Below are 13,319 nucleotides of genomic sequence, written 5' to 3'. Positions count from 1 at the left end.
AGCGGGTGTTACGGCGGCGTGTGCGCGGCGATGGCGGCCAAGGCAGGCACATCGCGGCGACGGTATACGCATCGCTGGAACCGGCCGCGTTGTCGCATCGGCGCGAAAGGCGTCGGGCCTGAAGGCCCTGCCACAGAGCGACGCGGTCGCGAAGACTCCGGGTATCGGCCGAAGCCGGCGCTCTTGTGGCAGGGCCTTCAGGCCCGACGCGTTCGGCGCCGATCGCCGCGCCTTTTACCGCGGCAGCAGGTCGAAGCCGAGCAGCACCGGGTCGTGGTCGGAGCTGCGCCACGGCCCGGTGCCGCCGTTGCGGTAGCCGGCGCTGTCGGGTTCGTCGGCGTTGACGTGCCACTCGGCCGCGCCGCGCAGCGTCGCGGCCAGCGCCGGCGACAGCAGGGCGTGGTCGAGGCGGCCGAGTTCGCCGTCGTAGACATAGCTGTAGGGCGAGGCGACCTTGGCCGCGGCGAACGCGTCCTGCCAGCCGGCGGCGTACAGCTCGCGCAGCGGTTGCTCCTGGGCGTAGGCGTTGAGGTCGCCGACGATCATCGTCAGCGCGCCGCCGCTGCGGGTCGGGTCGGTCTTCAGCCACGCGTCCAGGCGCCGCGCCGAATCGCTGCGCAGCGCGTTCCAGCAGGCCGCGCCGTCGCCCTGGTCGCGGTCGGCGCCTTCGGCGTCGCGGCAGCCCTTGGACTTGAAGTGGTTGGCCGCGACCACGAACGCCGGGCCGCGCCGGCCGCCGGCGGCGAGCGCCTGGAACGCCTGCGCCAGCGGCACCCGCGAGTGCGGGCCGAACGGACCCTGCTCCAGGGTCGCGGCGAGGCCGCGCGCGGCCACGCGCTGGCCGCGGTAGATCAGGCCGACCCGGATCGCGTTGTCGCCGGGGCCGCGCACCTCGAGCGCGCAGGGTTGCTTGCACGGCGCGGCGTAGCGCCAGTCCTGGGCGCCGCCGGCGGCGGCGTCGGCGCGGTCGAGCGCGGCGACCAGCTGCGCCAGGGTGGAGTCGGGGCCGTAGCCGTCGTTCTCCAGTTCCATCAGCGCGGCCACGTCGGGGTTCATGGCGTGGATGGTCTCGACCAGCTTGGCCAGTTGGGCGTGGAATTCGGCTTCGGTGCGCGCGCCGCGCGGGGTCGGGAAACCGCCGCCGCGGCCGTCGCCGTTGAACAGGTTCTCCAGGTTGAACGCGGCGATGCGCACCGCGCCGTCGACCCGCGGCGGCTGTTGCGGGCGCGGCGCCGGCTGCAGCACCGGCGCGCGCTCCAGGCGCAGGCCGGGGCCGTCGCCGCGCGGCAGGGCGATGCCGTCCACCGCGCTGACCGCGCTGCCGCTGCGGGCGCGATAGGCGTCCTCGCCGAGCGCCTCGCCGCTGAGCGCCAGGCGCCGGCGCTGGTTGTCGGCGGCGACCGCGCGCGCGGCCTCGCTGCCCGGCGCGGCGCGTTCGCCCGGCTGCCACAGCGGGCCGCCGAAGGCGACCTCGACGATGCCGCGCTCGCGGTCGCGGTCGGCCAGGACCAGCGGCGCGTCGATGCGCACGCGCATGCCGGCCAGCGCGTTCCAGTCCGGCGCGGCGGTCACCGCGACCGGCGCGACCGGGCGCAGGCGCGCCCGCGCGCGCAGCGGTTCGACCCGTTCGGCGTCGATCGCCAGCAGGCTGGCGGCGCGGCCGCCCTTGCCGGCGGCCGGCAGCGCGGCGCGATGGACCCGGCCGGTCACCTGCACGTTTTGGCCCGGCGCCAGCCCCGCCGCGGCCGGGCCGAGCACCCAGATCGCGTCGGAGGTGGTGGCGTCGCCGTCGCCGGCGTCCTGCAGCAGCCAGCCCGGCTGGCCGTCGGCGCCGGCCAGGGCGGCGGTGACGGTGCCGGCCACGCGCGCCTGGGCGGCTTCGCCGCGGGCCTGCAGCGAGCCGATCGGCACCGGCGCCTGCGCCGCGGCGCGGTCGGCGCGCGGCGCGCTGGCGCAGGCGGCCAGCAGCAGGCAGGGCGCGAAGGCGAGGGCGGGGCGGATGCGCGTCATGGCGGGCTCGGCGGGGCGGAGGGAGCGGCCATTATCCGCAGCCCGGTTGCGGTCCGTCGTGTGCCGTGTGGCGGCAACGCAGGTGCCGGCCGGGCCGGTCGCGCGCGCGGAGCGCCGCGCGCGACCCTCGCCGCGGCCTGCCGGCGCCGGGCCGGAAACGAAAACGCCGCCTGCAGGCGGCGTTTTCGCGGCGGCGCGAGCGCGGCGGCTCGCGGCGTCGGCTTACTTGATGTTGCCGAGCATCCAGTCGACCGTGGCGCTGACCTGTTCGTTGGTCAGGGCCGGGTTGCCGCCCTTGGCCGGCATGATCCCGGTCGAGCCGGTGAAGCCTTCGATGGCGTGCTTGTGCAGGGTGTCCTTGCCCTTGGGCAGGCGCGCCGCCCAGTGCGAGGCGTCCAGGGTCGGGGCGCCGCCGGCGCCGGACTTGTGGCAGCCCGCGCACAGGCTGTCGAAGATCACCTTGCCGTCGAGGGTGCCGCCGTAGGCCACCTGCGAGGCCGCCTTGGCCGCCGCCGCGGCGACCGCCGCCTGCTGCGCCGCCGCGCCGGTGGCGCCGGCGTAGACCGCGCCGGTCGGGGCGATGCGGTTCTCGGTGCGCTGCGCCGCGCGCGGATCGACTTCCTGCGGCAGCTGCTTGTGGACGAAGTAGGCCGCGATCATCAGGCCGAGGGTCACCAGCATCAGGAAGCCGATCACCATCGAGAATTTCTTCAGGAATTCCAGGTCGTAATTGCGCACGGTCCACCTATTGCGTGCGCCCCGCCCGGGGGCGCATCGAGCCATCGACGTGGCCGCCACCGGGGTTCGGCGCGACCGCTGCACGGACCCGCCCCACGACGGACCCGCCGTCCGCCGCCTGGGCGGGACCGCGGGCCGGGAATGCCGGTCGGGTAGTTCCGCCGGACAGTTTAGCCCAAAGCTCGCTCTGCGCGGATCGGTCGCTTGCGGCCCGGCCCGGGGCGCGCAAACCCTCGCCGCTGCGGGCTTTGCGCCGGCCGCGGGCGACTTGTGCGCCTTGCGCCGGCCCGCGCCCGCCCCTATAACCTTTCCGATCCATGAGCACGGTCACGGACGATGATCGCGGCGGCGCCCCCGGCGCCGTCCCGCGCAGCGCCCCGCGATCCGGGCGCTACGCGCCGCGCTGCCCTGGTTCCTCATTTCAAGGATTCCCCCTCAAGGACCGCCCTATGTCGCGCTGGACCACGCAAGAACTGATCACCCGCCTGCAAGCCACCTTCGGCGCCGAGAACGTCGAGGAAGTGCCCACCGCCGACGCCGCGATCCAGGTGACCCTGCCCGACAGCGGCGACCTGGGCATCACCATCGCCTTGACCGACCGCGAGATCTTCGTTTCCACCCCGCTGGTCGAATCCGGCCAGGTGCGCGACGCGCACGGCTTCAACGAGGCCTGCCTGCGCCTGAACCCGATCAACCCGCTGTCCAACCTGGGCCTGACCACGATCAACGACCGCGATGTCTACATCGTGTTCGGCGAGATGGCGCCCGACTCCAGCGCCGAGCAGATCGAGCTGGAAATCCGCACCCTGGCCGACAACGCGATCGACGCGGTGGAAGCCCTCAAGTCCTACCTGGTGAGCGCATGAGCATCCTGCAGAAAATCCTGACCCTGTTCCGCGGCACCGCGCACGAGGCCGGCCAGGCCGTGGTCGACGCCAACGCGCTGAAGATCCTCGACCAGGAGATCCGCGACGCCGGCACCGAGCTGGCGCGGTCCAAGGAAGAGCTGACCAAGGTCATGGCCCAGCGCCAGCTGCAGGCCAACCGCAGCAAGGACCGTTTCGCCAAGAAGGCCGAGTACGAGGCCTACATCGGCGGCGCCCTGCGCCAGGGCAACGAGCAGCTCGCGCGCGAAGTGGCCGAGCGCCTGGCCACGGTCGAGACCGACCTGAAGAACGACGAGCAGGCCATCGCCAGCTTTGATGCCAGCATCACCCAGCTCAAGACCGCGATCACCGCCACCGAGCGCAAGCTGGCGCGGGTCAAGCAGCAGGTCGACACGGTCAAGGCCACCGAAGCGGTGCAGCGCGCGCAGACCGCGGTGGCCTCTCGCCACTCCGGCGCCAACGGCAAGGTCACCACCGCGCTGGATTCGCTCGAGCGCATCCAGCAGCGCCAGGCCGAACGCGGCGCGCGCCTGGAAGCGGCGGCGCAGCTGGAGTCCGAGACCGGCGACGGCGACCTGAACAAGCGCCTGGAAGCGGCCGGCCTGCTGCCGGAATCCACCAGCGTCGACAACATCCTGGAGCGCTTCCGCGAGAAGCCGGTGCAGCAGCTCAGCCACGAGCCGCTGTCGCTGCCGGCGGCGGAAGTGCGCGAGACCGACAAGGTCGAGCGCAAGGACTGAGGCGTTTGCGGCGCGGGACCGCTCGCGCCGCCGCATGATTTTCGCGGTCGCCTCCCGCGCAGTTCCTACCGGTAGCCCATGTAGGCGCTGCGCGGGAGGCGACCGCGACAAATCCGTTGCGGCGAAGCCCGCCCTCGGGCGCAGGCCCGCCGCCCGCGCCACGCTCGAAGCGACACACCGGCGCACGAAGCGCCGCCGCCAGGAAAAAAGGATGCCGAATCCGCGCATGCGACGCCGCAGGCCCGCGCCATGATCGTCCTGGACAGGCTCTACCGCAGTCTGCGCGGGCATTTGCGCCGGATCAGCTGGGGCGTGGTCGCCACCGCGCTGACGGTGCACATGAGCGCCACCTGGCTGCTGCTGGCCGCGGCCGGCGAAGCCAAGCTGCTGGGCTGGGATTCCTTCGTCTACTACTACGTCACCACGGCCAGCACCATCGGCTACGGCGATCTGTCGCCGGGCAGCGCGGCCGGGCGCTGGGTCGCCGCGTTGTTCGTGATGCCCGGCGCGATCGCCCTGTTCGCCTCGATCCTGGCCAAGACCAGCGCCGGCCTGCTCAATTTCTGGAGGCGCCATCAGATGGGCAAGATGAGCTACGAAGACATGCGCGGCCACACCGTGCTGATCGGCTGGCACGGCCGCGAATCGCAGCGGCTGGTGCAGTTGCTGCTGGCCGACACCCATACCGACGACGAAGGCATCGTGCTGGTCGCCGAAGGCCTGGCCGAGAATCCGCTGCCGGACCAGATCCGCTTCGTCGCGGTCGATTCCTACGCCGATTGCGGCGAATACGAGCGCGCCGCGCTGGCCGGCGCGGCGCGGGTGATCGTGCACGCGGCCGACGACGACCGCTCGCTGGCGGCGGTGTTCGCGGTGATGGCGCAAAAGCCGTCGGCGCACATCGTCGCCCACTTCGGCTCCGAGGCGGTGGCGCAGCTGGTGCGCAGCCACTACCCGCACGTGGAGTGCACCCGGCCGCTGCACGTGGACGTGATCGCGCGCGCGGCCCAGGACGCCGGCAGCTCGCTGGTGGCCGGCGAATGGCTCGGCGCGGGCGGCCCGACCCAATTCAGCTTGCAGGTGCCGGCCGCCGCCGCGCCGGTGCGCGCGGGCCGGCTGGCCGCGGCGTTCCGCCACGAGGCGGCGCTGTGGATCGGCTACCGCGACGGCCGCACCTGCGCGCCGGTGCTGAATCCGCCCGATCATGCCCAGATCGCGCCGGGCACCTTGTTGTATTACCTTGCCGACGCGCGCATCGACGGCGCGCGCCTGCCGTGGGCCTCGCTCGCGGCGGATTGAACACACCGAAGACGAGGTCACCGCGATGGGTTGGTTGGATGGATTGTTCGGCGGCAAGAAGCGCGAAGAGGGCAAGCCCGCGCTGCCGTTCGCGCACGAACTGCCGCTGGGGCTGCGCATCAACGGCCGGGTCGCGTTCGACACGCTGACCTTCCGCGCCAACCCGCAGGCCTGGACCCTGCGTCTGCCCGAAGGGCACCAGGGCATTCCCTGCTACGGCTACATCGACCTGCGCGGCGGCCACGCCCTGCACCGTTTCTATCTCGACGAAGACGCCTACCTGCAGGTCAGCACCGCCAACGGCCAGGTCGAGGGCATCAAGGCCTTCGTCTTCCACGACACCGTGAACCCGGCCAACCAGACCGCGTTCAAGCGCTTCATCCAGGACAGCCCGCACCTGGGCGCGGCGTCGATCGACTACGCCGGCCGCACCTGGTTCCGCGAGTTCGGCGACGACGTCGCCGAGAAAGTCCCGCCGGTGGTCTACGACGAGGTGCTCTACCGCCACGACCCGCCGCGCCGCGACGACGACCTGACCCACTACGCGATGCTCTATCGGCGCGAGGTTCCGGAGCTGGATCGCGACGAATTCCTGCTGGTCACCGCCGAGGACTACGGCCCCAGCGAATTCGTGGTCACCTACGCGCTCGGCATCGACCTCAACACCGCCGACCTCGACATCACCTGACGCCGCCCAGCGCGCCGTCGCGCGCATTCATCGCAAGGACCCACCATGGACGCACCGATCAACGCCCACAGCTTCCTCAACTTCCTCGCCTACGCCGGCACCGGCATCGGCGTGCTGATCCTGGCCGCGCTGGCGGTGTCGCTGATCACCCCGCACCGCGAGCTGAGCCTGATCCGCGCCGGCAACGCCGCCGCCGCGACCGGCTTCGCCGGCACTCTGGTCGGCCTGGCGCTGCCGCTGCACTCGGCGATCTCCAACTCGGTCAGCCTGATCGACGCGGCGATCTGGGGCGCGGCCGCGGTGGTGGTGCAGGTGTTCGCCTACCTGATCGCGCGCCTGGTCGCGCCGAAGCTGTCGCAGCAGATCACCGACGGCCAGGTCGGCGCGGGCGTGTTCTACGCCGGCGTGTCGGTCAGCGTCGGCCTGATCAACGCCGCCGCGATGACGCCGTGAGCGATGCCATGACCACCAACGCCCACGATTCCGCGCGGCGCGGCAAGCGCTCGCGCAACCTCAAGCTGGTGCTGATGGCGGTGGCCGCGCCGGCGGTGCTGGCCGGCTGCGACGACGATCCCAGCGGCAAGATCCTGACCTCGCGCGAAGAGTGCACGGTGCAGACCGAGATCTCGCGCGAGGAGTGCGAGAAGGCCTACGGCCAGGCCGTGGTCGAGCACGAGAAGGTCGCCCCGCGCTTCGAGAGCGAGCAGGAGTGCAACCAGCAGTTCGGCGCCTGCACGCCGCTGCAGGGGCAGCAGGCGAACGCCAGCCAGCCCTATTACATCCCGCCGATGACCGGCTTCCTGCTCGGCTACGCGGCCTCGCAGCTGATGAGCGGCGGCAACCGCTACTACCACGTCGGCGGCGTCTCGCCGCTGTACCGCGACTACCGCAACGGCGGCTACCTCAAGCCCGACGGCAAGCAGATCGGCACCTCCAGCGGCACCGTCTACGGCAAGAAGGCCGGCGACACCGCGCTGCCGGCGCGCGCGGTCACCGTCTCGCGCGCGGGCTTCGGCTCCAGCGCCGCGGCGCGCGGCGGCTTTGGCCGCAGCAGCAGCAGTTCCAGCAGCAGCCGCAGCTTCGGCCGCGGCGGCTGATCCGCAGACAATCGAGCGCGCATGAAACGCATCGTCGTACCCGAACGCCCGGACTGGCGCGAACAGGCCGAATCGCTCGGCTTCCGCTTCCACACCATCGACGGCGCGCCGTACTGGGACGAGCGCGCGTACTACGCGTTCGGCCTGCGCCAGATCGAGGACGAGATCGAGCAGCCGACCCAAGAGCTTCACGACATGGCGATGGCCCTGGTCGACGAGGTCGTCGGTTCGGAGCGGTTGCTGGAACGGCTGGCGATCCCGCGCGAGTACTGGGACTGGATCGCCGACTCCTGGCGCCGCGGCGAGCCGCACCTGTACGGACGCATGGACCTGGCCTACGACGGCCGCGGCCCGGCCAAGCTCTACGAGCTCAACTACGACACGCCGACCTCGCTGTATGAAGCGGCGTACTTCCAGTGGCTGTGGCTGGAGCAGAGCATCGCCCGCGGCGCGCTCGGCGAGGGCAGCGACCAGTACAACCGCATCCAGGAACTGCTGATCGAGACCTTCGGCGCGCTCGCCCGCGACAAGCGCATCGCCACGCCGGTGCACTTCGCCGCGGTCGAGGATTCGCCCGAGGACCAAGGCACGGTGCGGTACCTGCGCGACTGCGCCGAACAGGCCGGCGTGGACACGCTGGAGCTGAGCATCGAAGGCATCGGCCTGAGCCGCGAGGGCTATTTCACCGACGGCGAGGACCGGGTCATCCGCACCTTGTTCAAGCTGTATCCGCTGGAGTGGATGTTCGTCGAGGAGTACGGCCCCAAGCTGGCCGGCTCGCGCGTGCAGCTGATCGAGCCGGCGTGGAAGGCGATCCTCAGCAACAAGGGCGTGCTGCCGCTGCTGTGGGAGCGCCACCCCGGCCACCCCAACCTGCTGGAAGCGCACTTCGAAGACGCCGACGCCGGCGAACTGGCGCCGGGCTGGGTGCGCAAGCCGCTGTTCTCGCGCGAAGGCGCCAACATCGAACTGGTCGGCCTGGACGGCGAGCGCCTGCGCAGCGACGGCCCCTACGAAGACGGCCCGACCATCCGCCAAGCCTTGCACCCGTTGCCGCGCTTCGACGGCGCCGACGGCGAGGCGAACTACCCCTTGATCGGCAGCTGGGTCGTCGCCGACCAGGCCGCCGGCATGGGCATCCGCGAGGACGAAGGCCCGATCACCCAGGACACCTCGCGCTTCTTGCCGCACGCGATCGTCGAGGACTGAAGCGCGCGGGGGCTTCGGTCCGATGACTGTGTTCCGGATCGTCGCGCCGCGCCGGGTCGAAAAGCATCGGGGCTGAAGCCCCCACAACAGCTGCAGGCGGGTCGCCGCGGCTTCTGTGGGAGGGCCTTCAGGCCCGACGCTCTGGTTTCAGGTCGCCGCGCCAGCCCCTGCCACGACCCTCACTCCAACGCCTGGTACACCAGGGTCGGGAACACCGATTGGATATCGGTGCGGTTGGGCAGTTGCTGGATCATCAGCACCATCACCAGCCGCGCTTGCGGGTCCACGCGGTACAGCGTGCCGTACGCGCCGGCCCAGCCGTATGCGCCCTCGCCGTCGAGCCCGTTCGCGCCGTAGCGTTCGGTGACTTCGAACCCGTAGCCGAAACCCTTGCCTTCGTCGGGATACAGCGCGCCGGACTGGTCGCTGCGCATCAGCCGCACGCTGCGCGGCGAGAGGATGCGCACGCCGTCGAGTTCGCCGCCGCGGCGGATCGCTTCCAGGAAACGCGCGTAGTCGCGCGCGGTCGACAGCAGCCCGGCGCCGCCGGCGAAGTTGCGGCGCGGGCCGTCGATGTAATGGCCCTGGCCGCGGGCGCCGTCGGGCGCGCGCGCGGCGCGGCCGTCGTCGCCGCTGGCGTACACCGCGGCGAGCCGTTCGCGCTGTGCCGGCGGCAGGAAGAACTGGGTATCGCGCAGGCCCAGCGGTGCGGCGATGCGGGTGCGGATGAATTCGTCCAGCGCCACGCCCGAGGCGCGCTCGACCACGCAGCCGAGGATGTCGGTGTTGTAGCCGTAGACCCAGCGCTCGCCGGGCTGGGCCACGAACGGCAGCGTCGCCAGCCGCTCCATCGTCGCGCAGGTGGCTTCGTCCTTGTCGGCGGTGTACCAGCCGTAGCCGGCGGCCGGGCCCAGGCCCTGGGCGCGGTAGGCGTCGCGGACCGCCGCGTCGGTGCCGTAGGAAATGCCGGCGGTGTGGGTCAGCAGGTCGCGCACGGTGATGCGGCGGCCGGCCGCGACCGGTTCGCTGCCGGCGACGGCGACGGTGGTCTTGGCGAAGGCGGGAATGGTGCGCGCGACCGGTTCGTCCAGGCTCAGCCGTCCTTCCTCGGCCAGCATCAGGATCGCGGCGCTGGTCAGCGCCTTGGTCTGCGAAGCGATGCGGAAGACGGTGTCCTCGCGCATGCGCCGGCCGGCCTCCTTGTCGCTCCAGCCGAACGCGCGCTGGTACACCGGCCGTCCGTCCTGCAGCACCAGCGCGACCGCGCCGGCGATGCGGCCGTCGTCGACGTAGCGCTGCAGCGCGGCGTCGATGCGCGCCAGCCGTTGCGCGGCGATGCGGGTGCCGGTGGGCGTCGCGGCGTCGCGCGCATCGGCCGCGGGCGCCAGCAACGCGGCCAGCAGCAGGAGCGATTTCAGAGCGGGCAGGCGCATGTGCGGACTTAGTTGGGAAAGCCGCGACCATACACCACGGCGCGTCAGCGAACGCCAGGCATGCGCAGCATCGCGAAGCGCACCATCGCATTGCACCGGCTTTGTGCCCATTGAATGCATCGCCGCCACACGACGCGACGGCGAAGCGAATTGGTTACCCGAGAAACCGCACGGTGCCTGCGTCGCAGTTTTCCGATGCAGGCGAACGATGAACGATTTAGCGTCATATGACGAATGCGAAAACTGCGAAGCGCTTCCGCAATTCGGGCTGCGATCGGGGTTGCGGCATCGCAGCCGGCGCGTTCGCGCCGACCCAAGATGATCGCGACGGCCGCCCACGCCGTCGCGGTTCGCCGGCCGTACCGGCGCTTGCATCACTTGATGAGGGGAAACACGGATGACATCGAATTTCAACGTACCCAAGCGCATCGCCCTGGTCCTGGCCATCGCCGCCGCCGTGCCGGCCGCGCACGCCGCGCCGCCGGCCGCGCGCGCGCTGGCGGTGCAGCAGGCGCAAGGCTTGCTCTCGGCCAACCGCAGCGCGCTGAAGGCCGACAGCGAAGACGTGTTCGAGGCGCGCGATGCGGTGGTCGACCGCGACGGCGTCGAACACGTCCGTTTCGACCGCCACTGGCGCGGCATGCCGGTGATCGGCGGCGACGTCGTTGCGACCAGCGCGCGCGGCCGCTTCGCCGCCGCGTCGCTGACCCTGCGCAGCGCGCTGCGTCCGACCGGCAAGGCGCGCCTGAGCAAGGACGACGCCGCGGTCGAAGCCGGCTCGCGCTTCCACGGCCGCGTTGACAAGGTCTATTCCAACCAGGCGGTGGTGTACGCGCGCGGCGCGGCGCCGGTGCTGGCGTACGAGGTGATCCTGTCCGGCGCCCAGACCGACGCCCACTCGGGCCTGGTCAAGTACTACGTCGACGCCGCCAGCGGCAAGGTGCTCGACGTGCAGGACCTGGTCCAGACCGCGGCCGCCGTCGGCACCGGCAAGTCGCTGTACTACGGCGACCTGAGCATCGCCACCGACCAGAAGAGCGCGAGCAAGTTCGACCTGATCGACACCACCCGCGGCAACGGCGCGGTCCACGACGCGCAGGGCAAGACGGTGTCCGACTTGTTCAGCATCCTGTTCCTCAACGGCCCGGTGCTGACCGACACCGACAACGTCTGGGGCAACAACAGCACCAGCGACCGCAACAGCGTCGGCGTCGACATCCACTACGGCGTCGGCGTGACCTGGGACTACTACAAGAACGTGCACAGCCGCACCGGCCTGTCCGGCGACGGCAAGGGCATCAAGAGCTACGCCCACACCACCTTCAAGACCTCCACCGGCGCGATCACCGGCGCCAACGCGGCCTATGTCGCGCTGACCAACACCATGTTCTACGGCGACGGCGACGCCGCCCGCGGCTTCAAGCCGGTGGTGGGCATCGACGTGGCCGGCCACGAGATGACCCACGGCGTGACCGCCAAGACCGCCGCCCTGGCGTACTCGGGCGACGCCGGCGGGCTCAACGAATCGGCCTCGGACATCTTCGGCACCCTGGTCGAGTTCTATGCCAACAACGCCAACGATCCGGGCGACTACCGCATCGGCGAGATGGTGCGCACCGAGGCGGGCAAGGCCTTGCGCGACATGTACAACCAGGCCGCCGACGGCAAGTCGTTCAACTGCTACCCGGCCGGCGGCTTCGATCCGAACCTGGCGGCCGGCGGCATCCACGATCCGCACTACACCTCCGGCGTCGGCAACCGCTTCTTCTACCTGCTGGCCGAAGGCGCCGTGGTCCCGGCCGGTTCCGGGCTGACCTCGGCGCAGCTGGTGTGCAACGGCGACACCGCGATCGCCGGCATCGGCCGCGACAAGGCGGGCAAGATCTTCTACCGCGCGCTGACCACCAAGTTCACCAGCAACACCACCTACCCGCAGGCGCGCACCCTGACCCTGCAGGCGGCGGCGGAGCTGTACGGCGCGGGCTCGCCCGAGCACGCGGCGGTGGCGCGGGCGTGGAGCGGCGCCAACGTCAACTGATCGACCCACCCTGCGATGCAGCGAACGGCCCGCCGCGTGCGGGCCGTTCGTTTTCGGGCGCGGCGCGGGGCTTGCGCAGGTTGGTCGCGCGCTGGAACGAAGGCGTCGGGGCTGAAGCCCCTCCCACAGAAGGCCCTGGCACGTAGCGGCTTTTGTGGGAGGGGCTTCAGCCCCGACGCCTTGCGATCCGACGCGGCATAACGAACCGCACCAAACGCATCGCAACCCAAGCCCCGCGCGAACGGCTTGTGCGATCCTGACCGCCCGTTCCCGCTCCTCGCGCCCATGACCGCCGACGCGCCGGCCGCCGCCGATTCCGCATCGCCCCATCCCGGGCAGGCCTTCCTGCGCGAAGCCGGCGACATCGAGATCGAGGCCTTCGGCCGCCGCTTCGCCGGCCACGCCTGCCGTTTCGACCTGGGCGCCTACCGCGACGGCCTGTTCGCGCGCTACGGCGTCGAACTGCCGCCGCAACTCGACCGCGCCGTGCCCAAGCGCCGCAGCGAGTTCCTGGCCGGGCGCGTGTGCGCGCGCCGCGCGCTGGACCGGCTCGGCGCGGCGCCGGCGACGGTCGCTATCGGCCGCGACCGCGAGCCGCTGTGGCCGCCCGGCGTGGCCGCCTCGATCACCCACGCCGGCGACCGCGCGCTGTGCCTGGCCGCGAGCGACGCCGACACCCTCGGCCTGGGCGTGGACATCGAGCGCCCGCTCGATGCGGTGCGCGCGGCGGAGATCCGCGGCCTGGTCGTCGACGCCGACGAGCAGGCGCGGATCGCGGACGGCTTCGCCGATCCGGCCGCCGGCCTGGCGGCGACGTTCTCGGCCAAGGAAAGCCTGTACAAGGCGCTGTTCCCGCAGGTGCGGCGCTTGTTCGGGTTCGAGGCGATGCGGCTGGTTCGGGTCGGGCCGCAGCGGCTGGACTTCGCCTGCGCCGAGGACCTCGCCCCCGGCGTGTGCCGCGGCCAGAGCTTCGCCGCGCACTACCGCTTCGACGCCGACGGCGGCGTGCTGAGCCTGGTCTGGCTGCCGCGCGAACGCTGATCGGCGGCGCGGGCGCGGTGCCCGCAGCACCGCTTCGAACGAACGTATCGACGCCCGCCCGGCGGTTCCGCGTGCGCCGCCGCCGGCGCGGCCGCGCCCGCCCGCTCGCGCCGCAGCGTCGCGTCCGCGCGGCTTTGTA

The 13,319-nt window shown here is 71.8% G+C and carries 12 protein-coding genes; 9 read left to right on the top strand and 3 right to left on the bottom strand.

Annotation, left to right across the window (positions count from 1 at the left end; translation table 11 throughout):
- Nucleotides 1-234: 234 nt before the first annotated feature.
- Together BLV01_RS18795 and BLV01_RS18790 are read right to left on the bottom strand one after the other, a co-directional pair.
- Nucleotides 235-2,010: an ExeM/NucH family extracellular endonuclease gene (locus BLV01_RS18795; RefSeq protein ID WP_091803423.1), complete on the bottom strand. Its 1,776-nt coding sequence runs from the start codon at nt 2,008-2,010 to the stop codon at nt 235-237.
- A gap of 222 nt (nt 2,011-2,232) precedes the next feature.
- Nucleotides 2,233-2,748 carry a c-type cytochrome gene (locus tag BLV01_RS18790; protein WP_091803420.1) on the bottom strand — a complete coding sequence of 172 codons (516 nt, stop codon included), beginning with the start codon at nt 2,746-2,748 and terminating at the stop codon, nt 2,233-2,235.
- 449 nt (nt 2,749-3,197) lie between these two features.
- Here BLV01_RS18790 and BLV01_RS18785 point away from each other — a divergent pair, with 449 nt between their 5' ends.
- From BLV01_RS18785 to BLV01_RS18755, 7 genes are all read left to right on the top strand, one after another.
- The gene (locus tag BLV01_RS18785; protein ID WP_175486109.1) at nt 3,198-3,614 is read left to right on the top strand and encodes a YjfI family protein; all 417 of its coding nucleotides are present in this window, start codon (nt 3,198-3,200) and stop codon (nt 3,612-3,614) included.
- On the top strand, nt 3,611-4,375 hold the full coding sequence (locus tag BLV01_RS18780; protein WP_091803414.1) for a PspA/IM30 family protein: 765 nt from the start codon (nt 3,611-3,613) through the stop codon (nt 4,373-4,375). Before BLV01_RS18785 ends, BLV01_RS18780 begins: the two co-directional genes overlap by 4 nt.
- Nucleotides 4,376-4,624: 249 nt before the next feature.
- On the top strand, nt 4,625-5,674 hold the full coding sequence (locus BLV01_RS18775) for a potassium channel family protein (RefSeq protein WP_091803411.1): 1,050 nt from the start codon (nt 4,625-4,627) through the stop codon (nt 5,672-5,674).
- A 25-nt stretch (nt 5,675-5,699) separates the two neighbouring features.
- Nucleotides 5,700-6,362 carry a DUF2491 family protein gene (locus BLV01_RS18770; protein WP_091803408.1) on the top strand — a complete coding sequence of 221 codons (663 nt, stop codon included), beginning with the start codon at nt 5,700-5,702 and terminating at the stop codon, nt 6,360-6,362.
- A gap of 45 nt (nt 6,363-6,407) precedes the next feature.
- Nucleotides 6,408-6,815, top strand: coding sequence for a DUF350 domain-containing protein (locus tag BLV01_RS18765; RefSeq protein ID WP_091803405.1), 408 nt, complete (start codon nt 6,408-6,410; stop codon nt 6,813-6,815).
- A gap of 8 nt (nt 6,816-6,823) precedes the next feature.
- Nucleotides 6,824-7,459 (top strand): DUF1190 domain-containing protein, encoded by a 636-nt coding sequence (locus BLV01_RS18760; protein ID WP_091803401.1) that lies wholly within the window; start codon nt 6,824-6,826, stop codon nt 7,457-7,459.
- Between the two features lie 21 nt (nt 7,460-7,480).
- Nucleotides 7,481-8,668: a glutathionylspermidine synthase family protein gene (locus BLV01_RS18755; RefSeq protein ID WP_091803398.1), complete on the top strand. Its 1,188-nt coding sequence runs from the start codon at nt 7,481-7,483 to the stop codon at nt 8,666-8,668.
- Nucleotides 8,669-8,847: 179 nt separating this feature from the next.
- Here BLV01_RS18755 and BLV01_RS18750 read toward each other — a convergent pair whose 3' ends face one another.
- Nucleotides 8,848-10,101 carry a serine hydrolase domain-containing protein gene (locus tag BLV01_RS18750; RefSeq protein ID WP_091803395.1) on the bottom strand — a complete coding sequence of 418 codons (1,254 nt, stop codon included), beginning with the start codon at nt 10,099-10,101 and terminating at the stop codon, nt 8,848-8,850.
- 397 nt (nt 10,102-10,498) lie between these two features.
- Here BLV01_RS18750 and BLV01_RS18745 point away from each other — a divergent pair, with 397 nt between their 5' ends.
- A complete protein-coding gene (locus tag BLV01_RS18745; protein WP_091803392.1) occupies nt 10,499-12,139 on the top strand; it encodes a M4 family metallopeptidase in 1,641 nt (546 codons plus the stop codon).
- A gap of 285 nt (nt 12,140-12,424) precedes the next feature.
- Nucleotides 12,425-13,180 carry a 4'-phosphopantetheinyl transferase family protein gene (locus BLV01_RS18740; protein WP_091803389.1) on the top strand — a complete coding sequence of 252 codons (756 nt, stop codon included), beginning with the start codon at nt 12,425-12,427 and terminating at the stop codon, nt 13,178-13,180.
- Nucleotides 13,181-13,319: the final 139 nt, after the last annotated feature.

Origin of the sequence: Lysobacter sp. yr284 (genome assembly GCF_900107375.1) — a bacterium.
In the GTDB taxonomy this organism is placed as follows: Bacteria; Pseudomonadota; Gammaproteobacteria; order Xanthomonadales; family Xanthomonadaceae; genus Lysobacter.
Note: the sequence above shows the minus strand (reverse complement) of the source record. Positions and strands in the feature narration are given on the sequence as shown.

Bases quoted from the DNA above. Each gene is read 5' to 3' on its own strand.
- BLV01_RS18755 (WP_091803398.1), top strand. From the start codon at position 7,481: ATGAAACGCATCGTCGTACCCGAACGCCCGGACTGGCGCGAACAGGCC.
- BLV01_RS18740 (WP_091803389.1), top strand. From the start codon at position 12,425: ATGACCGCCGACGCGCCGGCCGCCGCCGATTCCGCATCGCCCCATCCC.
- BLV01_RS18775 (WP_091803411.1), top strand. From the start codon at position 4,625: ATGATCGTCCTGGACAGGCTCTACCGCAGTCTGCGCGGGCATTTGCGC.
- BLV01_RS18785 (WP_175486109.1), top strand. From the start codon at position 3,198: ATGTCGCGCTGGACCACGCAAGAACTGATCACCCGCCTGCAAGCCACC.
- BLV01_RS18770 (WP_091803408.1), top strand. From the start codon at position 5,700: ATGGGTTGGTTGGATGGATTGTTCGGCGGCAAGAAGCGCGAAGAGGGC.
- BLV01_RS18765 (WP_091803405.1), top strand. From the start codon at position 6,408: ATGGACGCACCGATCAACGCCCACAGCTTCCTCAACTTCCTCGCCTAC.
- BLV01_RS18745 (WP_091803392.1), top strand. From the start codon at position 10,499: ATGACATCGAATTTCAACGTACCCAAGCGCATCGCCCTGGTCCTGGCC.
- BLV01_RS18760 (WP_091803401.1), top strand. From the start codon at position 6,824: ATGACCACCAACGCCCACGATTCCGCGCGGCGCGGCAAGCGCTCGCGC.
- BLV01_RS18795 (WP_091803423.1), bottom strand. From the start codon at position 2,010: ATGACGCGCATCCGCCCCGCCCTCGCCTTCGCGCCCTGCCTGCTGCTG.
- BLV01_RS18780 (WP_091803414.1), top strand. From the start codon at position 3,611: ATGAGCATCCTGCAGAAAATCCTGACCCTGTTCCGCGGCACCGCGCAC.
- BLV01_RS18750 (WP_091803395.1), bottom strand. From the start codon at position 10,101: ATGCGCCTGCCCGCTCTGAAATCGCTCCTGCTGCTGGCCGCGTTGCTG.